Here is a 20826-nt window from a genome sequence, read left to right as displayed (position 1 = left end):
CTGGATCACATGCCTGCAAACGAGCGCGGCGGCAAACCGATCCGCTCTGAGATCGCCCGTTCGACGGCCACCACCGTCACCGTCTTCGGCCAGGACCTGATGGGCATGCTGGGCACGGTCAACCTCGGTGATTTCGCTTACCTGGAACTCTTCAAGCGGCTCCCGGACGAGCGCGAATCGGTGCTCTTCAACGCCCTGGTGGTCACCTTGGTTGAACACGGCGTCACACCCAGCGTGTTGGCTGCCCGAATGACGTACCTCGGCGCACCGGAATCGCTGCAGGGTGCGGTGGCAGCCGGCATCCTGGGCCTAGGCAACACCTTCGTCGGCACCATCGAGGGCGCCGCGAAGATCTGCCAGGAACGTCTCCCCGCCGCTGGCAGGCACGCCGTGCCGGAGAGGGACCGACTAAACGACGAGCAGATCGAGGCCCTGGCCGCCGAAATTGTTGCCGAGTTCGCTGCCGCAAAACGCCCGATCCCGGGCCTGGGACACCCGGTCCATAGGCCCGTGGATCCACGGGCCCGCAAACTCTTCGAACTGTGCCGTGAACTTGGGTTCGATGACTCCTCCTCTCGGCTGCTCCAGGCGCTTTCCCGGCTGGCGTCGGAGCGCTCCGGCAAGGTGCTGCCAGTGAACGCGACCGGTGCTATCGGCGCGTTGGCCTCCACTCTCGGGGTGCCGGCCCATGTGGCCCGCGGCCTCGGCGTCATGGCCCGTGCCATTGGCCTGGTCGGCCATCTCATCGAGGAGAAGGCGGACCCGATGGCCACCACCATCTGGTACCGGGCCGAAGACGAAGCCAGCGCCGGCGAAGCCTAGAACTAACCCGACGGGTCCTCAGCTCTCAGGACGGCCGCCGCCCACGCAGAAGTTGCCGGGGTAGGGCTCCGGCATTTGTTGGGAAGTAAACGCCACCGAGCGCTTACCGCCCCCGGCGGGCTCGTTTGGACTTCTACATCAAGGAAATGGTTGTGATGCAGAAAGCAGCACCTTTAAAGACGGTGGGCGGAGTTCGCCCGTGCCGAGTGATTCAGCACAGGGCGTCGCACCTGGACGAGGCGCGCGTGGCTTTAGCCCAGAATTTTTATCCTCATCGCCTGCAGGCCTTGGCTGCTGGCTCCGGTCTGAACATGTCGCTGAAGACGGTTCAGCTCGGAGGCGTCACCTTAGGCCGTCTCGCCTACGGCGCCGAGGTGAGTCTTGATTTCGGTGAGCTGAGCAATGCCTACCACATCAGTATCCCGCTGTCCGGGCACGTGGAGGCCGTGGCTGGTCGGCAGGTGAGTGTTTCCATGCCCGGGCTGGCTTCTGTTTACCTACCGGAGGGGCCGACGAAGATTTCCCGGTGGAGCGCCGATTGCGCACAGTACGGCTTGAAAATCGACCGCGAATATCTCGAAGCTGAACTGACGACTTTGGTCGGGCACCCCCTTCGTTCTCCTGTCAGGTTTGACGCGCTGGTGGACCTGACTCGAGGACCCGCGGCAAGCTGGCTCGCGCTGATCCACACGCTTGCCGCCGACCTCGACCGCGAGGAGGGAATGCTTTATGACCCGCTGATGTCGAGTTCGCTCGCGCAGGTGGTGACCACCGGATTTCTCCTTGCTGCGGGGCACGACCATCAGGAATCACTGCAGGAATCGGGTCGTCCCGTCCGTCCACGCATCGTCAAGCGCGCCGTCGACGCCATACATGCCAGTCCCGAGAAACCATTCACGGTCAACGACCTGGCCGAACTGGCCGGCGCAAGTGTGCGGAGCCTGCAGGACGGTTTCCAACAGCACCTCGGTGTTCCGCCGATGGCCTACCTCAGGAACGTCCGGCTTGAACGCAGTCACGAGGAGCTGAGCCGAAGCGATGCCGACAAGCTCACAGTGGCCGATGTGGCCCATCGCTGGGGCTTCGGACACCTAGGCAGGTTCGCAGCGGAGTACCGCAGGCGTTATGGCGAGACACCCTCCCGTACGCTCAACGGCGGCTGAACGCAGCTACCCCCGACAGCCCGACCACGAATGCACTAATTTCGTGGCCGGGCTTCGCTCTGCTGTGATTCGGCCGCCGTTCTGTTCTGATACCCATCTTGCGGGCCGCTAGAACTGATCGCGCAAAGCGGACAAAAGCAGCGTCGAACGGATCGACGGACAAATGTGATCCAGATAACTTTCATGTAATGAGTCGGGCCGAACAAACAGGATGAGTTTGGCCGTAAGAAACAGGAAAGGTTATGGGCTTCATGACTATTGACAGCCGCCTTCTGCGGAACTCTCTCGGACACTTTGCAACCGGTGTCACCGTAGTGACCTACGAAATCGACGGTGAACGCCTTGGGCTGACTTTGAACGCTTTTACTGCCGTATCCCTCGATCCAGCGCTAATTCTGGTCTCCCTAGACCGGCGCAGCAACGCTAGCAAGAACCTAGAAGGCCGGCCTTTCGTTGTCAACATCCTTTCGGGAGGTCAGCTGCCGCTCGCGATGAACTTTGCCGGTAAACCACAGCAGGACTGCGTTATCGATTGGTACCACCACGCCCCGGCCCAACCGCCGAGATTGGCTGGTTGTGCTGGCTACTTCGAATGCGCGCCGTGGAATTCGTACGACGGCGGCGATCACATCTTGTATGTCGGCGAGGTTAGGGACTTTGCGATCGTCCCCGACGTTGAGCCACTGCTGTTCTACGGCGGCAAGTTCCGCACTGTCGGGGGATACGCCGACGAAGTACTCCAGGCATCTTGAATACGAGATGCCTTCGACAGATTCGTCTCTACGGCAAGGAGTTTAAAGATCATGACCCTAGATCAGACTGCACCCGCACCCGCACCCGGCGTCACCACTCGACCTCTAAACGGTGAGGAATACCTGGAGAGTATCCGCGACGGGCGCGAGGTTTGGATCTACGGCGAACGTGTAAAGGACGTTACGACCCACCCGGCGTTCCGCAACAGCGCGCGCATGGTCGCCCGCCAATACGACGCTCTGCACGACAAAGAGAACTACCCAAGCCTTCAGGTTCCGACTGACACAGGCAGCGGCGGTTACACCCACCCGTTCTTCAAGGCCCCCTACTCGAGCACTGACCTGCGTGAATCTGCGGACGCCATTGCGAGTTTCGCTCGCTTAAATTACGGCTGGATGGGCCGTAGCCCCGACTATAAGGCCAGTTTCTTGGCGACGCTGGGCTCGAACACTGACTTCTATGCCCCCTTCGATGGGAATGCACGTCGTTGGTACAAAGAGGCCCAGGAGAACTGCCTTTATGTCAACCACGCCATCGTGAACCCGCCGATCGACCGCAACCGTGTGGGCGAGGATGTCGAGAACGTCAATGTACATGTTGTTCGCGAGACCGACGCAGGTCTGATCGTCAGCGGCGCGAAGGTCGTCGCCACGGGTTCGGCGTTCACCCACTACAACTTCATTGGCAGCTATCAGCCGGTCAAGTCCAAAGGCTACAGTGCCATTTTCATGGTGCCGATGGCAGCGAAGGGTGTGAAGCTGTTCTGCAGACCGTCGTATGAGTACACAGCCGCAACGGTGGGCAGTCCGTTCGACTACCCATTGAGCTCACGCCTTGATGAGAACGACGCGATTTTCATCTTCGACGAGGTGTTGGTGCCCTGGGAGAATGTGTTTGCCTACGAGCCGGAGAAGGCCAACAACTTCTTCGCTGGCTCCGGATTCCTTCCGCGAGCAATGATGCATGGCTGTGTCCGGCTTGCCGTGAAATTCGACTTCCTGTGTGGCCTACTGCTCAAGGGCCTCGATATGACGGGTACGGGCGATTTCCGTGGCGTGCAGACCCGCGTCGGGGAGCTGCTCAACTACCGCAACCTCTTCTGGACGTGCGTCGACTCGATGGTCAACAATCCCACGACCTGGAGCGATGGTACTGCGGTCCCGAACGTCGACGCATGCAATACCTATCGGATGATGTCGAGCATTGCTTACCCCCGTGCGAAGGAAATCTTCCAACAGGACCTTGGCAGCGCATTGATTTATCAGAACTCCAATGCCGTGGACTGGAACAATGCAGAGATGCGGCCGTTCCTGGACAAGTACGTCCGCGGATCAGGTGACCGCTCCGGCGTCGACCGCATCAAGATCATGAAATTGATCTGGGACGCTATCGGCACCGAGTTCGGGGGCCGCCATGAGCTCTATGAGCGCAACTATTCCGGGAATCACGAGGCGGTCCGACTAGAGACCTTGTGGGGTCAGAACGCCAGCGGACAGACGGACAAGTACCGCTCGTTTGTCGACGAGTGCCTCTCCGAATACGACCTCAATGGATGGACCGCCCCTGACCTCATCAGCTCGGATGACGTCAACGTGATCAAGAAGCGCCTCGGACGAAAGTAAAGCGTCTGCGGTGTACAGCGCAGCCGAACTGACGAAAGGACTACTATGCACTTCCTGGCCCAGATGGAAGTCACTATCCCACACGACATCGACAAGGCAAGGCTGGAGAGCCTAATGGCCGCCGAGCGCGAACGCGCCCAGGAACTGCAACGACAGGGAAAGTGGCCGGAACTCTGGCGGGTTGCCGGCCGCTATGCCAACGTCAGCGTGCTCGACGTCGAGAGCGTCGACGAACTGCATGAGCTCCTGTCATCGCTGCCGATGTTTCCGTTTCTTGACATCAAGGTGACGGCGATGACCCGGCATCCATCGAAGATCGACTGACAGCAGCTGCGCTAAATACGTTCTCCGCCAAAGTCTCTGCCCCGTTCCATCCATCTACTCGAAGGAAACAATCATGACCGCTTCATCCGGACAAGCGACCTTCCGCGATAACCGTGCTGCCACCGTGGTGGCCGACATAATGCAGCGCATTCGCGACGTCATCCTGGAACATAAGCTGACATACGAGGAATACTCCGCTGCCAAGGAGTTCGTAATCGACCTTGGTGTCGCCGGCGAATGGCCGCTCTTCGCCGATGTGTTCTTCGAGCAGACAGTCGAACAGGTCGACTCGGATTCTCGTGACGGCAGCCCAGGCGCTATCCAGGGACCCTACTTCATTGAGGGAGCCCCCCGCCTCGAGCTGCCGTACGTCATGCCGATGCGCGACGATGAACCGGGCGACGTCCTGTACTTTTCCGGCAAAGTCACGAGCCCGGACGGTCAGCCGATCGCGAACGCCCAGGTCGACCTGTGGCATAGCGATAACTTGGGAACGTATTCGAACATCCCGTACAACGACGATCGCGAGCTGCCGCCCGCGTTCAACCTTCGCGGCCGTTTCTCGACCGACGAGGAAGGACGCTATGAAGTTCGAACGATCATTCCCGTCCCCTACGAGATCCCGACCTCGGGCCCGACCGGCGCGCTCCTCACTACTGTCGGCTGGCATGCATTCCGGCCTGCGCACCTGCACATCGTCACATCCGCTCCAGGCTATACGTCACTGACCAGCCAGCTGTACTTCGACGAGGATCCGTACATCGATTCCGATGTCGCTGGAGCGGTGAAGCCTGATCTGATCCTGAAGCTGGACAAGCACGACGCCGCCGAGGACCTGCAGGCCAAGAACCTCGACGTCCCGTACTTCACGACTTCTTACGAGTTCCGCCTTCCCCGAAGCTGACCACTATGCAGGCTGCCACAACGCCGACGTTGTGGCAGCCTGCCCTTGAAAGGACCATCGTGAAGATCGACTCCATAGAGGCTATACCGTTCAATATTCCGCTGGAACGACCGACGGCATTCGCCCATGCCAGTATTTCCAGTGCAGAACACGTTCTCATCCGAGTGACGACCGACGACGGCGTGGTCGGGCACGCCGAGGCCCCCGCCCGCCCCTTCACCTACGGCGAGTCGCAGGAGTCGATCGTAAAGGCGGTCGATGCCTGGTTCAGCCCTGCGATGGTAGGGACAGATCCCTTCGACCGTGAGGTCGCACGTAATGAGCTGAGTTGGTTGCGCCACAATCACACGGCTCGTGGCGGCGTCGACATGGCGGTCTGGGACGTCATTGGCAAATCCCTGGGGCAGTCTTGTCACAAGCTTTTTGGTGGCTATACAGATTCGATGGAAGTAGTCCATATTCTGTTTGCGGCCACACCTGAGGGCATGGTGGACGAAGCCCGCGATATGCGGGAGCGCTTCGGCTTCAACACGTTCAAGATCAAGACCGGCAAAAACGTCAAGGAGGATGCCCGGGCGATGCGCATGCTCCGGGCAGAGCTGGGTGAAGTGCCCGACATGTACGTAGACGCAAACAAGGGATGGACAGCGGACGAGACAATCCGCCTGCTGCCGGTGATGGAGGAAGTCGGCATCACTATGCTCGAGGAACCGACACCGGCATTTCGTCCACTGGCTCGCCGCCGGGTTGCGGAAAAGAGCTCGATCCCGATTATGGGCGACGAGAGCGTGACGCGTCTCGGCGAGGTCGGCAGGGAAATACTCGACAACCATTCGCAGATCATCAGCATCAAGGTGGCCCGTACCGGATTCACCGAGTCAGACCGAATCGTCGGGCTATGCGAAGGGCTTGGCATCGGGTTGGCCCTGGGCAGCCAGATGGACGGAACGGTCGGGACTCTGAGTTCGCTGGCCTTCGCGGCGGCTTACAAGAGTACATCTGACAGGGCAGGGGAGCTGGACTACTTCATGCAGCTGACCGATGACATTGTCGCCGTGACCCCTGTCATCGAGAACGGTCGGATGCATGTCTCCGGGAAACCCGGGATCGGCATTGAGATCGACGAAGACAAGCTCAACCACTACCGCATCGACAAAGACTAGGTGAAGCAGATGGGAACTCAAGGGAAAACGGCCCGGCTCAACTACCGCCTCGAGGGGCCTGCCGGGGCGCCGGTAATTGTGTTCGGGCCCTCACTCGGCACCGACCTGGGGTTGTTCGAGCCTCAGGCAACGGCACTTTCCGGCGACTTCCAGATCCTGCGGCACGATTTGCGCGGGCACGGTGCATCAGAAGTCCCCGAAGGCCCCTACACCATCGGCGAAATGGCCGACGACGTCATTGGACTACTGGACGATCTCGGGATCGATCGCTTCAGTTACGTCGGTGTCTCCATCGGTGGCGCGATCGCCCAGTGGCTCGGCGTTCATCACGGCCATCGGCTCGACGCGCTGGTCATCTGCGCATCCGCCGCACAGTTTTACGACCCGCCGAGCTGGCCCCAGCGTGCCGCAAGAGTGCGCAGTGAGGGAACCGACTTCCTGATCGAGTCGCGCTACGGCGCCTGGTTCACGCCCGAATGGGCAGAAGGCTCTCCGGAGGGCGCAGAGCGGCTCCTCAACATGCTCGGAAACACACCGCGTGAGGGTTACGCGGGCTGCTGCGAAGCAATCGCGGCGTACGACCTGCGCGACCGCCTCGGTGAGATCACGACGCCCACGCTGGTCATTGCCGGGGAGGAGGACCCGGCCACTCCGGTCGCCACCGTGTCCGCTATCGCCGAGGGCATTCCTGGAGCGAAACTGCTGGTCGTTCCCGATTCCTCTCATCTGGTCAATTTCGAGAAGCCCGAGGTTGTCAGCGCTGCGATCGCCAAGCACATCGGTGCTGTGAGGATTGCTGGATGAGGTTGCGACAGTGACGGATCGAACCATTCCAGCGTTGCTCGACGAGGCAGCGGCCCGATACGGCGACCGGACCTGGTTGCGCACCGATCACACAGAGATTACGTTCCGTAGCGCTCGGGAACAGGTCCACTCCGTGGCACAGTCGTTGGTGGCGGCCGGAGTCGAGCGAGGCGATCTGGTGATACTGACGGCGCGCAACGAGCCGCGTTACCTACTCACCATTCTCGCCGCCACGACACTCGGCGCCGCTGCTGTCCCGACCAATCCCCGCGGAACCCAAGCGGAACTGGCAGGCCTTCTCACGCAGGTGGGCAATCACGCCCGCGTCATCGTGACCGACAACGGGCTGATCGGCACGGTGCGCCGGGCAAAGGCTTCTGCCAGCGTCGACGCCACGATTGTTGACGTCGACGACATCGTTAGCGATAGACCGAGTGTGGAGGCACAGCCAACCTGCATTACCGACGGCAGTGCCGTCCGCGAGACGGACGTAGCCATCATGATTCCAACCTCGGGCACCACCGGGCGGTCCAAGCTGGTCATGCAAACGCACCGCGCCTACACGATGGCGGGCGAAGGCTTTCCGTACTGGATGCAACTCTCCGCCGCAGATCGGCTGATGACGTCGCTGCCGCTGTTCCACACGAATGCCCTCGCCTACTCCACGATGGGATCATTGACCTGTGGGGCCGGTCTGATACTGCTGCCGCGCTTTTCGGCATCGGGCTTCCTGGATTCCGCGCGACGCCACGGGGCGACGTCATTCAACGCGATCGGCGCAATGTTCGAGTTCCTCATGGACCAAGCCCCGACGCCCGCCGACTCGGATTCGCCGCTGGTCAGTGGCTACTGCGCTCCGGCGCCGCCAAAGGACCGCCACCTAGAAATCGAGCGCCGCTTTGGTATCACATTGGTGTGCGGATATGGCATGTCGGAAAGCCTGTACGGCATGTCCTGGAGGCCCGGTACGCGCCCGTTCGGAACGCTCGGTGAGCCACGCCAGCATCCGACGCTCGGAGAAGTGAATTCAGTCCGCGTCGTCGACTCTGCCGGCCAGGACGTGATGGAAGGTCAAAGCGGCGAATTGTTGCTGCGCAACCCGACCGTAACGCCCGGTTACTACGGACTGCCCGATGAAACGGCCGCAGCTATACGCGACGGCTGGCTATACACCGGTGATCTGGTCACGGAGAACAGCGACGGCACATACACGTTTGTTGCCCGCCAGAAAGAAGTGATTCGGCGGCGAGGCGAAAATCTGGCGCCGGCCGAGGTCGAGGGAGCATTGCTGGCGCACCCTGATGTCGATGAATGTGCGGTGGTTGGAGTGGATGCGGGGCAGTCCGAAGAGGAGATCAAGGCATACGTGCGGCTCGCGGACGGTAGCGACGCGCTACCGCAGGATCTTGCCAGGTGGGTTTCGCAGCGTTTGGCCGCGTTCAAGGTGCCCCGCTATTGGCAGTTCGTCGCCGAACTTCCCCGCACCCCAACGGGCAGAGTCGCGAAGCATCGACTACCCGCCGACGGCCATCAGTACGACCTCGCCGCGACACCCTTGAGAGGAAATTTGACATGACCGAGACTTATCGGACCAGCTTGGGTACATCAAGCCTCGACAGCATCCGGCTGCTGGGAAAGGAGGTCGCCACGGAACTCATGGGTGAAGTGTCCTTCGGTGACCTCGCCTTTTGGATGGTGGCTCTTCGACAGCCGACGCCGGGCGAAAGCCGGCTGTTCAACGCAATTCTCGTGGCCCTGGCCGATCACGGATTCACGCCCACGGTGCTCGCAGCACGGCTCACTTTGACCAGCGCGCCCGAATCCATACAGGGTGCCATGGCGGCGGGCATACTCGGCGGCGGCTCCCGCTTTCTGGGCGTGACTGAAGACGCGGCAAAGTTCCTGGATCAGAGTCTGTCGGCTGCCGGCGAACTAGGGAGCGACTCCGACTACGACGATCTCGCGAAGCAGATCTTGAACGACAGCCGGTCCCGCGGACGCTTGGTACCCGGGCTCGGCCACCCCGTCCACAAGAACGGTGACCCCCGCACCCCAGTCATTTACGAACTGGCCGCGGAAGCCGGAGTGTTGGGGCCGCATCTGTCGTTACTGGCGGCCATCGAACGAGTGCAGGCCGACGTGTTCGACAAGCACCTACCCGTAAACGGTGCCGGAGCGTGCGGTGCCGCACTCGCAGATCTGGGATTTCCCCCGGGAATCATCCGTGGATTCGCTCTTGTAGCCAGGTCGGCCGGCCTGCTCGGACAGATCGCCGAGGAGATGCGCGACCCGATCGGCCTCCAGCTCTATGCAGCCGTGGACCGCAACGCACAGTACGTGGACCCATCAGAAGTTCTGTATTCCCGCTCAACCCTTAAGGATGAATCGTGACTGTTACAGACCCGACAGACAGAATGTCCGCCCAATCCCCGACCGCGGTCCCGTTCACCGGCGACGAATACCTCGAAAGCCTGAAGGACGGCCGGGAGGTCTACATCTACGGCCAGCGTGTGGAAGATGTCACCACCCACCCCGCGTTCCGCAACAGTGCGCGTTCCGTAGCCCATTTGTACGACGCACTGCACGATGACCCGGACGGCATTATAACCGGCCCCACGGATACGGGTAACGGCGGCTTCACCCACAAGTTCTTCAAGGTCCCACACTCGGCCGAGGACCTACTAGAGTCCCGCGATGCGATCGCCGGCTGGGCGCGCCTGTCGTACGGTTGGATGGGACGTTCCCCTGACTACAAGGCGTCGTTTCTCGGAACGCTCGGAGGAAACACCGAGTTCTTTGACCCTTACCAGGACAATGCACGGCGATGGTACAAGGACTCGCAGGAACAGGTGCTGTTCCTCAACCACGCACTGGCAAACCCTCCTGTGGATCGTCATCGGCCTGCCTCCGAAGTCGAGGACATGTTCGTGCACGTGGTCAGCGAAAACGACAACGGACTGGTGGTGTCCGGGGCGAAATGCGTGGCAACAGGGTCGGCGTTGACTCACTACAATTTTATCGGTCACTACGGGATGCCGGTAGATAAGAAAGAGTTCGCCGTCATCTTCATGCTCCCTACCAACGCGAAGGGGGTCAAGCTGATTTCCCGGCCCTCATATGAGTACCAGGCGACAGTGACCGGCAGCCCGTTTGATTACCCCCTGTCGAGCCGGTTCGACGAGAACGACGCGATCATGGTCATGGATCGCGTGCAAATTCCTTGGGAGAATGTCTTCGCCTACGGTGATCCACAGAAGGTCAACGACTTCACGCCCATGTCCGGATGGCTGCCCCGGCTGACATTTCACGGTCTCACCCGGTTGTGCGTCAAGCTGGACTTCATTGCCGGGTGTGTGCTGAAAGCAGTAGAGATCACCGGGACCAACCAGTTTCGCGGTGTCCAGGCGCATGTGGGTGAGATTCTCGCATGGCGCAATCTGTTCTGGGGTCTGACCGAGGCCATGGCCCGCAATCCTGAGCCGTGGGTAGGCGATGCAGTTCTGCCGAACAACGACCAAGGCGCGGCCTATCGTGTTCTTGCGCCGCTGGCGTACCCACGCATCAAGGGCATCATCGAAAATCATGTCGCCAGCGGGCTGATCTACGTCAATTCCCATGCCGAGGACTGGAAGAGCACCGAAGTGCGGCCGCTGCTTGACCGCTACCTTCGTGGTTCCAACGGCGTAGAGGCCATGGACCGGGTGAAGCTGATGAAACTTCTGTGGGACTCCATGGGAACCGAGTTCGGCGGTCGACACGAACTCTACGAGCGGAACTACGCGGGCAACCAGGAAGACACCCGGATCCACCTGCTGAAGGGTGCGCAGGCCAAGGGAACAACCGACAAGCTGATGAGTTTTGTGGACGGATGCCTCGGTGAGTACGACATCAACGGATGGACCAGCGAGCACCTGATCAACCCAGGCAGCATGAGCAGCATTCCGAAGCTACAGTAAGCATCTCCCGCATTGCACGGGTCCGACAGTGCTGGAAGCGGCCCGGAGAGGCTCGCGGCACCAGGAGAAAAAGAAACACCCTGGTCCGAGGACCAGGGTGTTTCGCTGTCGCGGAACAGATGCGAACCATGTTCCGCGTCATCATGCGTGCCCTCGATTGGAATCGAACCAACCGACCTTCTGCTCCGGAGCAGGCTCTCTATCCCCTGAGCTACGAGGGCAGTCATGGGAGACCGACAACGGTGAGGAAATCGCCAACGAAACATTTCCGGACACCACAGCTGGAGGGAACCGGGCACTGTCCTGGATCCTGCGTCACAGTGTAGGAACCGTTCACAGGGTGCTGCTTTCCATCGAAGGAACAAACTCCTACGGCGCGAAACTCAGACACCAGGCTGCAGCTGCTGGCTTCCGTGCCACCGGAGCTCCGGCCACTGATTATCGGTTGGGCAGATATCTGAGCAAATCTGGTTGAATATGTCAAGTCTTTTTGGCCCCGGCCGGACGGGGTTGGCTGTGACAGGCTTGGATGGCCCCGGTAGGACGGGGTGGATTCTAACCATCGTCGCAACACCTGAGCATTTCAGGAGTTGCAATGGCAGTAGACAAGAAACGGCAGTTGAAGCCGGGCCCCGCGGGGAAAACGGCCGAGCGGGCGCACTATATTCGGCTCATGAAGCAAGGATTCAACAATTCTGAAGCCTGCAGGATCGTCGGAGTAGGGCGGAAGACCGGCTCGCACTGGCGCAACGGCCGCACGGTCCGGGATCCGGCGACGGGGCGGACACGCACCTACGCGGCAATCACCATGGTGCGGGAGCAGCCGGCGGTCATCTCCGCCCGGTACTTATCCGAGGAAGAGCGGATCACCATTGCCGACCGGCACCGCACCGGAGAGAGCCTGCGCTCGATAGCCGCCGGGCTGGGCAGAGCACCCTCCACCGTGAGCCGTGAACTGCGCCGGAACCGGAATCCGGCGGGACAATACCGCCCGCACTACGCCCAGAAGAAAGCCCGGACCCGCCGTCAGCGACCACGGCAGGGAAAGATCGCGGTGCTTCCTGAACTGAAGACCTACGTCCAGGCCATGCTGGACCGCTGGTGGAGTCCGGCCCTGATCTGCCGCCAGCTGAAGAAGGCCTTCCCGGGGCGCAAGGATCTGCACATCGTCCACGAAACGATCTACCAGGCCCTCTATATCCGCGGCCGCGGCGGTCTCTCCAGGGAACTCGTCAAATGCCTTCGCACCGGCCGGGACCGACGGAAACCCAACAGATCAATTGCCAGAAGAACCTCCCGGTTCGCCGGCGACGTGTTGATGATCGGCGACCGGCCGGACGAAGCCGGCGACCGTTCCGTTCCCGGAGCATGGGAAGGCGACCTGATCATGGGCACCCAGAACCGTTCCGCCATCGCCACGTTGGTCGAAAGGAGCACCCGCTACCTGCTCCTGGTACACATGCCCGGAATCAACCGTGCCGAGGACCTGCGCGACGGACTCATCAAGGCCTTCAATCAGCTGCCGCCTGCGTTGGGAACCTCGCTGACCTGGGACCAGGGCAGTGAGATGGCCAAGCACGCCGGATTCACCGCAGCCACCGGGATTCCGGTCTACTTCTGTGATCCCCACTCACCATGGCAACGCGGCACGAATGAAAACACCAATGGGCTGCTGCGCCAGTACTTCCCTAAATACTCTGACCTGTCCATTTACACTCCCCAGCACCTGGCAGATGTCGCCATTGGCCTCAACAACCGACCACGGAAAATACTTGACGACGACACCCCCGCCGAACGTTTCGCCAGACTCCTGAGCCTCCACCAGTGATGAGCGACCCGCTGCGACAATTGCTGCAATCCCCATGTGGACGACTCTGACTCGGAGTTGTAGGCTCCGACCATGTCAGCGACAGAGGGTCGCAGGCGGATGGCGCCGAGAATGACGCGCGGCGGCTTCCGTTTCTCGTTCTGGGTTTGCGTCGTCCTAACCCTGGGCAACTTGGTGAGCGCTCTGCTCGCGTTCGTTGGTCGGGGTGATTCGTTGGCCCTATTTCTGGCGGTGGGAGTGGTGGTTGTCGGCGTGATATTTCTCGCTTACCTGCTCCGCGTCCGCCGCAATGACGAGCCGTTCTGGGACGAGGAAGACGGCCGCCGGGCTGACTTCGACCGCAGAGGTAGGCAACTATAGATCACAGAGCGGGCGGCTCGCAGGATGTAGTTGATGTGGTGGGGTATCAACGCGACTGACGGAATAAGGGTTCTCCCGGCCGCTGCGGCTACCACTTTCTGATACGACGCCCCAGAGCATTTGCGCTGGGGCTTCCAAAATAGAGGCTCCCAAACACCCACGCCCAACTACCCAGTGTTGCGACGATGGTTAGAATCCACCCGGTTCTCTCTGGCCCCACTTCGTGACTCGCCGGGCAGCTTGTGACGGTTATATGTGGCCCCGCCTTCAATGTTGGATTCATCGGTGGATGGATGAGGCGGAAGGCTGGTCTGGATGGAGTCGAGGGTGGAGTTGTTCGCGCAAATCCGAAGGGAAGCCCGGGTCGAGGGCCTCTCGGTCCGTGCGCTGGCAGTCCGGCACGGGGTTCACCGAAGAACACTGCGGCAGGCTCTGGAATCAGCCGCCCCTCCGGAACGCAAACCGCGACAGGGGGTGTCCTGGCGGCTGGAGCCGTTCAAAGCGGTGATCGATGCCATGTTGGTCGAGGACACGACAGCGCCGCGGAAGCAGCGCCATACTGCCCGCAGGATCCTTGCCCGGCTCATCGAAGAATACGGAGCGAGGGAATTGTCGTATTCGACCGTGCGTGACTACGTGCGGCTCCGCCGGGCCCAGATCGATCTTGAAGCCGGCGCAGAGTGGAGGTATTCGTCCCGCAGGAACACGCCCCGGGCGCTGAGGCCGAGGTGGATTTCGGCGAAGTCTGGGTGGTGCTGAACGGGGTCAAGACGAAGTACCACCTGTTCGTCTTCCGGCTCTCTCACTCGGGTAAGGCCATCCATAGGATTTACCCGACCAGGCCCAGGAAGCTTTCCTGGAAGGCCACATCGAAGCGGTCCAGGTCCTCGGCGGCATCCCGGCCAAGCAGCGAACCGGGCCGGGGTGCCGCCGATGATGCCGTAGGAGACGGGTAGGCCCAGCTTTCCGGCACGGGCAGCGGAGGGGGCGCTGCCACCGATGCCGAGCCAGATCGGGAGCTGTCCGCGGACCGGGCGGGGAACCACCGCGAGGGGCTTCACCGGTGCTGAGGACATTCACGGAACTTCCGAGCCGTATCTGCCTGGTTGTCCCGGCGGCGGCGGCAATCACCGCCCCGGGGATGAGGCGGGCATGTCTGTCGTGTGGTGTTCGCCCACGCCGAAGTAGTCCAGCCCGGTCCGGCCTGCCAGGACAATCGCCTCGAAGAGGTCGCCAATCGCCTCCGCGGTCGAGCGAAAAATCCCGTCGGGATTGCGCTGTGTATCGCCGAAGCTGTAGACACCAAGTTCCATGATTGCCTTAGTCCTTTGATTCCGGGGCTACTTGCCGGCCAAGAGGCGTTCGACGCGGGGCTTGACCTCGGTGGCCAGCAGGATCAGGGATTCCAGAAAGTGCTCCTGGGGCAGGCCACCGATGTCCATCTGCAGGAAGTGGCGCATGTGCCCCATGTGGCCGTGCAGGTCCACGATGCGCTGGGCGATTTCGTCGGGGTCTCCGACGTAGTACGCGCCGGGGAACTCCGCCTGGGCCAAGAACTGGCGCTTGTCAGGGGCGGGCCAGCCGCGGAGTTTGCCCATTACGATGTTGAGGTTGTACCAGCCGGGGTAGAAGCGTTCCATGGCTTCCTTCTTGGTCGGGGCGATCAGCCCCAGGGCTGCGACGGAGACCTTGATATTCTCTCCGGTGTGCCCGGCCTGCTCCGCGGAAGCGCGGTAGAGGTCTGCCAGCGTGGCGAACCTGGCGGGGGCTCCGCCGATGATGCCGTAGGAGATGGGCAGGCCCAGCTTTCCGGCGCGGACCGAGGACGGGGCGCTGCCGCCGGTGGCCACCCAGACAGGCAGGGAGCCGTTGACCGGCCGTGGCACGACGGCCAGCTCGTCGAGTGAAGGCCGGACGGTCCCGGACCAGGTCACGTTTTCGGTCTTGCTGTTGTTGATGGTCATCAGCAGGTCCAGTTTTTCGGCGTAGAGCCGGTCGTAGTCGTTCAGGTCGTAGCCGAAGAGCGGGAACGTCTCCACCGAGGATCCGCGGCCGGCGGTGATTTCCACCCGGCCGCCGCCGGAGACGGCGTCGGCGATGGCGAACTGCTGGAACACCCGCACCGGGTCGTCGGTGCTGATGATGCTCGCGCCGCTGCCGAGCTTGATCTGCTTCGTTGCCGCCGCGGCGGCGGCGATCACGGTACCCGGCGATGACGCGGGCATGTCCAGGGTGTGGTGTTCGCCGACCCCGAAGTAATCCAGCCCGTTCTGGTCGGCCAGGACGATCGCCTCGAAGAGGTTGCGGATGGCCTCGGCGGTGGGCCGGAGGCTCCCGTCGGGGTTGCGTTGGGTGTCGCCGAAGCTGTAGGCGCCCAGTTCCATGATGTTCTCCTGTGTGCAGTGCTGTGTGGTTGTTGAATGCAGGGTTCAGGCGCGGGCGGGTTCGCGGTCCGCGGTCCGCGGCCAAGATGGAGCGCAGCTGGTCTGCGGTGTGGCTGCCGTTGAAAATCTCGGTGCCGGGCTGGAAGGCCCGTCCGGATTCGAGCGGACCCGCATCCACCGGATCATAGCCGAGGCGGTCGATGAAATCGGCCACGATGGCCTTCGCCTCGACGCTGGCGCCGGCCAGGGCCAGGGCGCGCCGGCCTTCGGCGCCCGGTTTTCGGCCGTCTTCTTCGAGGTCGTGGTAGCCGATGTGGTTTAGCGTCTTCACGATGTCCGAGCCGGAGAGGTAGGCCTGCACAATTTCGCTGCTCGACCTGACATCGTTCTCGAAGTCGTCGATCTCCCCGTCGACCGGCGCCCAATAGTTCATCGCGTCGATGACCGTCCGGCCGGCCAGAAGATCCGGGTCGAGGGTGCGGTGCTTGTGCAGGGGAACAGCCACGACGACGATGTCCGCCGCCGCCGCTTCGGCGGACGTGACGGCCACCGCGCCGGGGGTGATGATCTCCACCAGCAGAGCGATTTCGTCTGCCGGCTTGAGGTTGCGATCTTCACGTCGTAGCCGGCTTTGAGAGCCTGGCGAGCGACGGCGGTTCCGACCCTGCCGGCCCCGAGTATTCCAATCGTCCAGGCCTCTGCCGGCCGGTGCTGCGCATCGCTCATACTGCTGGTCCTCGCTGATCAATATATGTTGTGTAACAGACTATATTCCCCACAGAACATCTGCGCAACTTCACGCTTGAGGGTATAATGTGTTCATGACCGAAAGCACACAGACCCGCCCCGGGACCACGACGGCAGCCGTTCCGGGCGACCTGGGATGGCATCTGGCACTGGTGCTGCGCGGCTACCAGACCCGCTTCGAGGGCGCTGTCGCCGAGATGCCGGCCGGCATCCGCGGCTTCCAGGTGCTCTCCGCCGTCGTGCACAAAGATCCGCCGAACCAGCAGGCCCTCGGGGCACACCTGGTCATCGACAGGACCGTGCTGACCTACCTGCTCGATACCCTCGTGGACGCCGGCGTCGTCCAACGCATCCCGGATCCGGCAGACCGCAGGGCGCGGAAAATCATCGCTACAGCAGCCGGACGGCGGATGCTCGCCGCCTACGAGGATCGCGTCGCGGCAGCAGAGGCCGACCTCCTTGCTGGAATGGCAGAAGACGAAGCCCGGACCCTCGGCGCACTGATCAGTCAGCTGGCAAGGGCTGTTCACCGCGCCCAGCCCGGAACCAGCCCCTGCGAAGCGATGGACAATCTTGTCTAGGGCAGGCGCCTCCGCCATGCCGGGCGCATGGTCCCTTTGCTCGATGGCGGGATTGGCGTTCGCACCTCAAATCGAGCTTCTCCTGAGCCGCCGCTCGTAGTCGTTCGGATCCCGACATGACCGCGCGGCAGTCGGCCGCGTGGGCCTTCTGGTCGCATCGCTGCGGCGGCCGGGAGCGTGCCGTCGAGTGCGGGCATCCCCAGGCGGATGCGCCCGCTAAGGCCTAGGCGGACCCCCCCCAGCCCCCGCCTGCCAACTGGCTGGCCGGTCCCAAAAAACTGCCCGCGGACGCGGCTAACGAGTCGGTCGGGCCGGTGTCCGGTCTCAGTCAAGTTGGCAACACCGACCTGGGGTTTTGCCAGGTGCATTGAGACGGATCCGGGGCCAGCCGTCTCACTTGAGTTAGCAATTCCGTACTTGTCTCACGGACTGCGCCGGCCCTGCTGGTACTCTCACGGCCCGATTCTTGGCGGTGGGTGGTGCGGTCAGGGCTGCGTTCGCCACACTCCGCGCCGACAACGGCATCAGCGGACAGCAAAGCGTTGATCATGGTCTGCAGCAGATACCGCATCAGATCCGGGGACGCGTCGGTCAGGGCATCGCCGAACACGGTCGCGGGTCGACAATATGGGGAACGGTCATCGTGTTGATGCCTTTCGAGTGGGATGTGAGAGTTTCCTCGAAGGATCACACGGTGACCGCCTTCACGTCAGCAACGACGCCAGACAACCACCGTGGCGTTACACCACTATGCGGGTTGCAGATCGCCTGGATATCGAGCTCAAGGCCGTGGTGATCGGTGAAGGCCGTGAGGTCATGACACCGTCCTCCTCGATTTCGCACTGGCGGAGCCAATCCCCGTAAAGGTCCTGGCATCCTGGTCCGCCCGGACAAGCACATCGGCTGGCGCGCCCATTCCCTGGGTCAGGATCCAGAAGCGGCGCTCTCTGCTGTGCTCTCCGAAATGCTGAGCGTTAACAAGAAAGTTCTGGCCGCTTCGCAGAGGAAGCCGAAGCCGTTCTTGCACCCGCGGTTTTAGTCGCTGACTGTGACAGTCTTGGCGGCAGAGATGCAACGGGTGCGGAATCAGGCTCCCGCCGCCTGCTGCCGTGGCGGGAGGCCAGCTAAACACCCTCCAGCTGACACAGGTCCTGATCGACTCAGGAATTGCTGCCAGCTACGGCGACCACCAAAGCCGCGACCGCCGACAGCCGGGTTATGGGCATGCGATGCCAACACTTGAAGGGGTGGCTACGGCGCGATTAGGACCCAATAGATCCTAGTTACGGATAAATAGGTATTTATTTTTACGAATACCGGCTCTTAGGCTTGTTTCATGGCAGTGCGCCAGTAGACCTACTGAGAGGCCTCAATGGAGACGCGACATCTCAAGTACTTCATCGCCGTTGCGGAAGAACGGCATTTCGGCAAGGCGGCGGCCAGGCTGCATATGGCCCAGCCCCCGCTGTCCCAGCAGATCCGGCAGCTGGAGGAACAGCTGGGCACACCCCTCCTGGTTCGGACCACGCGGAAGGTGGAGCTAACACCGGCGGGGCAGGTCCTGCTGGACCGGGGGCGTGTGCTGCTGCAGGAGTTGGAAGTGCTCGAATCCGATGTGCGGCAGGTTGGCGACGGCGCCATCGGGGTGCTGCGTGTGGGCTTCACGGGCACGGCAACGTACCGCTTGATGCCACTCATCGTCCAGGCCGCGCGACGCAGCATGCCCGGACTCCGCATTACGGTTCAGGGCGAGATGCTGACGCCGCAGATGGAAGCTGCGCTTGAGGAGGGCAGGCTCGATGCGGCCGTTCTCCGCCCGCCCGTCCACTCGGGAGGCCTCGCCCTGAAGCTTTTGGAGCAGGACCAGCTGGTTGCAGCATTGCCGGCGGACTCCCCGTTTGCCGAGAAGGGGACCCTGGAGTTGGCTGCACTCTCGGAGGAAGGCTTCATCAGTTATCCCGGTTATTCTGCGGTCAACAGCATCTTTGTTGACGCCTGTCGGGGTGCCGGATTCCAGCCCAAGCTGGTCCAGGAGGCCAAGGAGACTTCCACCCTGCTCTCCCTTGTTGCCGCAGGCATGGGGATCGCGCTGGTTCCCATGACGTCGCGGATGTTCTCCTTTCAAGGTGTCGTTTTCCGTCCGTTGCGTAATCCGCCGCCGGTGGACCTGGCCGTGGCCTGGAGCAGGGGCAGCGAGACTCCACTTCTGGAAAGTTTTCTGGCACTTTTTGATTCCCTCCCCGGTTCCCACACCGCTTCAGAAGCCCAAGGACTGACTCCATGAAAATCGAACTCATCGAAGCGATCCCGTATGCCATCCCGTATGCGCGGCCGCTGAAGTTCGCCAGCGGCGAGGTGACCACCGCCGATCACGTCCTGATCCGGATCCACACTGACAACGGCATCATGGGCGTCGCGGACACTCCTCCCAGGCCCTACACCTACGGCGAGACCCAGGACTCGATCGTCTCGGTAGTCACCAAGATCTTCGCGCCGCAGCTGATCGGCCTGGACCCCTTGGACAGGTCCAAGGTCCAGCAGATCCTGCGCCGGACGGTTCATAACCCCACGGCCAAAGGCGCCCTTGACATCGCGCTGTGGGACATCATCGGTATCTCGCTCGGCACGCCCGTACATAAGCTTTTGGGCGGCTTCACGGACCGTATGCGGGTCTGCCACATGCTGGGATTCAAGCCTGCTGCGGAACTTCTCGAAGAGGCACTGCGCTTCCGGGAGACCTATGGCATCAACACGTTCAAGCTGAAGACAGGGCGCCGGCCGCTTTCCCTCGACGTCGAAGCGAGCCAGGTCCTGCGGGACGGCTTGGGCGCGGACACGGAAATCTACCTTGACGCAAACCGTGGCTGGACAGCCAACGAAGCCATGGAGGTCCTGCGCCGCACGGAAGGCCTGGGTCTTTCCATGCTGGAGGAGCCATGCGATGCCGGCGAAGCCATGGGTCGGCGCCGCCTGGTCCAGCACTCCACCATCCCGATTGTCGGGGACGAAAGCGTGCCAACCCTCGGCGACGTATCCCGGGAGTTGTTATCCGGCGGGAGCAACGCCATCTGCATCAAAACTGCACGCAGTGGCTTTACCGAAGCCCAGCAGATCCTTGGCCTCTGCGAGGGGATGGGCGTGGACGTAACCATGGGCAATCAGATCGACACCCAGGTGGGCAGCCTCGCCACAGTGACATTCGGCGCGGCGTTCGAGGCCAGCTCACGACGGGCGGGGGAGCTCTCCAATTTCCTGGACATGACGGACGATCTCCTGGCCGAGCCTTTGGAGATCACCGGGGGCACCATCCGGGTCCGTGAGGTGCCCGGCGTCGGCGCTGTAGTCGATGCTGAAAAATTGACAAAGTACCGGCAGGACTGACCGGACACAACCGGCTTCCTGCCCTGACAGCTTG

General features: G+C 62.0%; 19 protein-coding genes, 1 tRNA gene and 3 pseudogenes. 18 read left to right on the top strand and 5 right to left on the bottom strand.

Annotation, left to right across the window (positions count from 1 at the left end):
* Positions 1-9 precede the first annotated feature (9 nt).
* From ACUYM2_RS18750 to ACUYM2_RS18700, 11 genes are all read left to right on the top strand, one after another.
* A complete protein-coding gene (locus tag ACUYM2_RS18750) occupies positions 10-822 on the top strand; it encodes a citryl-CoA lyase (RefSeq protein WP_476975889.1) in 813 nt (270 codons plus the stop codon).
* A gap of 155 nt (positions 823-977) precedes the next feature.
* Positions 978-1985 carry an AraC family transcriptional regulator gene (locus tag ACUYM2_RS18745; RefSeq protein WP_476975905.1) on the top strand — a complete coding sequence of 336 codons (1008 nt, stop codon included), beginning with the start codon at positions 978-980 and terminating at the stop codon, positions 1983-1985.
* A gap of 251 nt (positions 1986-2236) precedes the next feature.
* Positions 2237-2737, top strand: a complete 501-nt coding sequence (locus ACUYM2_RS18740) for a flavin reductase family protein (RefSeq protein ID WP_481601558.1) — start codon at positions 2237-2239, stop codon at positions 2735-2737.
* 51 nt (positions 2738-2788) lie between these two features.
* The gene (locus ACUYM2_RS18735; protein ID WP_476975866.1) at positions 2789-4360 is read left to right on the top strand and encodes a 4-hydroxyphenylacetate 3-hydroxylase N-terminal domain-containing protein; all 1572 of its coding nucleotides are present in this window, start codon (positions 2789-2791) and stop codon (positions 4358-4360) included.
* 45 nt (positions 4361-4405) lie between these two features.
* Entirely contained in the window at positions 4406-4684 is a 279-nt protein-coding gene (gene catC, locus ACUYM2_RS18730) for a muconolactone Delta-isomerase (RefSeq protein ID WP_476975865.1), read from the top strand.
* A 73-nt stretch (positions 4685-4757) separates the two neighbouring features.
* Complete coding sequence (locus tag ACUYM2_RS18725; RefSeq protein WP_476975864.1) at positions 4758-5588, top strand: dioxygenase family protein; 831 nt, start codon at positions 4758-4760, stop codon at positions 5586-5588.
* A gap of 59 nt (positions 5589-5647) precedes the next feature.
* The gene (locus ACUYM2_RS18720) at positions 5648-6751 is read left to right on the top strand and encodes a mandelate racemase/muconate lactonizing enzyme family protein (RefSeq protein WP_476975863.1); all 1104 of its coding nucleotides are present in this window, start codon (positions 5648-5650) and stop codon (positions 6749-6751) included.
* Between the two features lie 9 nt (positions 6752-6760).
* Entirely contained in the window at positions 6761-7555 is a 795-nt protein-coding gene (gene pcaD, locus ACUYM2_RS18715) for a 3-oxoadipate enol-lactonase (RefSeq protein WP_476975862.1), read from the top strand.
* 10 nt (positions 7556-7565) lie between these two features.
* Entirely contained in the window at positions 7566-9131 is a 1566-nt protein-coding gene (locus tag ACUYM2_RS18710) for an AMP-binding protein (protein ID WP_476975861.1), read from the top strand.
* Complete coding sequence (locus tag ACUYM2_RS18705) at positions 9128-9946, top strand: citryl-CoA lyase (protein WP_476975860.1); 819 nt, start codon at positions 9128-9130, stop codon at positions 9944-9946. The genes ACUYM2_RS18710 and ACUYM2_RS18705 overlap by 4 nt, the downstream gene beginning before the upstream one ends.
* Entirely contained in the window at positions 9943-11511 is a 1569-nt protein-coding gene (locus tag ACUYM2_RS18700; protein WP_476975859.1) for a 4-hydroxyphenylacetate 3-hydroxylase N-terminal domain-containing protein, read from the top strand. Before ACUYM2_RS18705 ends, ACUYM2_RS18700 begins: the two co-directional genes overlap by 4 nt.
* Before the next feature lie 148 nt (positions 11512-11659).
* Here ACUYM2_RS18700 and ACUYM2_RS18695 read toward each other — a convergent pair.
* Positions 11660-11732, bottom strand: a tRNA-OTHER gene (locus ACUYM2_RS18695).
* Positions 11733-12184: 452 nt separating this feature from the next.
* Here ACUYM2_RS18695 and ACUYM2_RS18690 point away from each other — a divergent pair.
* The 3 genes and pseudogenes from ACUYM2_RS18690 to ACUYM2_RS18680 all read left to right on the top strand — a co-directional run.
* The gene (locus tag ACUYM2_RS18690) at positions 12185-13339 is read left to right on the top strand and encodes an IS30 family transposase (RefSeq protein WP_476975858.1); all 1155 of its coding nucleotides are present in this window, start codon (positions 12185-12187) and stop codon (positions 13337-13339) included.
* 72 nt (positions 13340-13411) lie between these two features.
* Positions 13412-13699 carry a hypothetical protein gene (locus ACUYM2_RS18685; protein ID WP_481601557.1) on the top strand — a complete coding sequence of 96 codons (288 nt, stop codon included), beginning with the start codon at positions 13412-13414 and terminating at the stop codon, positions 13697-13699.
* Positions 13700-14014: 315 nt separating this feature from the next.
* Positions 14015-14606, top strand: a pseudogene (locus ACUYM2_RS18680) (transposase); the annotation flags it as partial.
* Positions 14607-14826: 220 nt separating this feature from the next.
* Here the strand turns inward: ACUYM2_RS18680 and ACUYM2_RS18675 are convergent.
* Both ACUYM2_RS18675 and ACUYM2_RS18670 read right to left on the bottom strand, forming a co-directional pair.
* The gene (locus ACUYM2_RS18675; RefSeq protein ID WP_476975856.1) at positions 14827-15012 is read right to left on the bottom strand and encodes a hypothetical protein; all 186 of its coding nucleotides are present in this window, start codon (positions 15010-15012) and stop codon (positions 14827-14829) included.
* A gap of 27 nt (positions 15013-15039) precedes the next feature.
* The gene (locus ACUYM2_RS18670; RefSeq protein ID WP_476975855.1) at positions 15040-16083 is read right to left on the bottom strand and encodes an LLM class flavin-dependent oxidoreductase; all 1044 of its coding nucleotides are present in this window, start codon (positions 16081-16083) and stop codon (positions 15040-15042) included.
* A 109-nt stretch (positions 16084-16192) separates the two neighbouring features.
* Here ACUYM2_RS18670 and ACUYM2_RS18665 point away from each other — a divergent pair, with 109 nt between their 5' ends.
* Positions 16193-16405, top strand: coding sequence for a hypothetical protein (locus ACUYM2_RS18665; RefSeq protein WP_275216452.1), 213 nt, complete (start codon positions 16193-16195; stop codon positions 16403-16405).
* A 162-nt stretch (positions 16406-16567) separates the two neighbouring features.
* On the opposite strand, the pseudogene ACUYM2_RS18660 reads toward ACUYM2_RS18665, so the two are convergent.
* Positions 16568-16809, bottom strand: a pseudogene (locus ACUYM2_RS18660) (NAD(P)-binding domain-containing protein); the annotation flags it as partial.
* Between the two features lie 95 nt (positions 16810-16904).
* On the opposite strand from ACUYM2_RS18660, the gene ACUYM2_RS18655 reads away from it, so the two are divergent.
* Positions 16905-17411 carry a MarR family winged helix-turn-helix transcriptional regulator gene (locus tag ACUYM2_RS18655; protein WP_275216454.1) on the top strand — a complete coding sequence of 169 codons (507 nt, stop codon included), beginning with the start codon at positions 16905-16907 and terminating at the stop codon, positions 17409-17411.
* Between the two features lie 469 nt (positions 17412-17880).
* On the opposite strand, the pseudogene ACUYM2_RS18650 reads toward ACUYM2_RS18655, so the two are convergent.
* Positions 17881-18053, bottom strand: a pseudogene (locus tag ACUYM2_RS18650) (IS256 family transposase); the annotation flags it as partial.
* A gap of 730 nt (positions 18054-18783) precedes the next feature.
* Here ACUYM2_RS18650 and ACUYM2_RS18645 point away from each other — a divergent pair.
* Both ACUYM2_RS18645 and ACUYM2_RS18640 read left to right on the top strand, forming a co-directional pair.
* Complete coding sequence (locus ACUYM2_RS18645; protein ID WP_275216456.1) at positions 18784-19695, top strand: LysR substrate-binding domain-containing protein; 912 nt, start codon at positions 18784-18786, stop codon at positions 19693-19695.
* Positions 19692-20792, top strand: a complete 1101-nt coding sequence (locus ACUYM2_RS18640) for a mandelate racemase/muconate lactonizing enzyme family protein (RefSeq protein ID WP_275216458.1) — start codon at positions 19692-19694, stop codon at positions 20790-20792. The genes ACUYM2_RS18645 and ACUYM2_RS18640 overlap by 4 nt, the downstream gene beginning before the upstream one ends.
* The last annotated feature ends 34 nt before the right edge of the window (positions 20793-20826 follow it).

The sequence above is a fragment of the Arthrobacter sp. SD1074B genome, from assembly GCF_056780195.1.
This window is presented reverse-complemented; position numbering and strand designations above follow the sequence as displayed.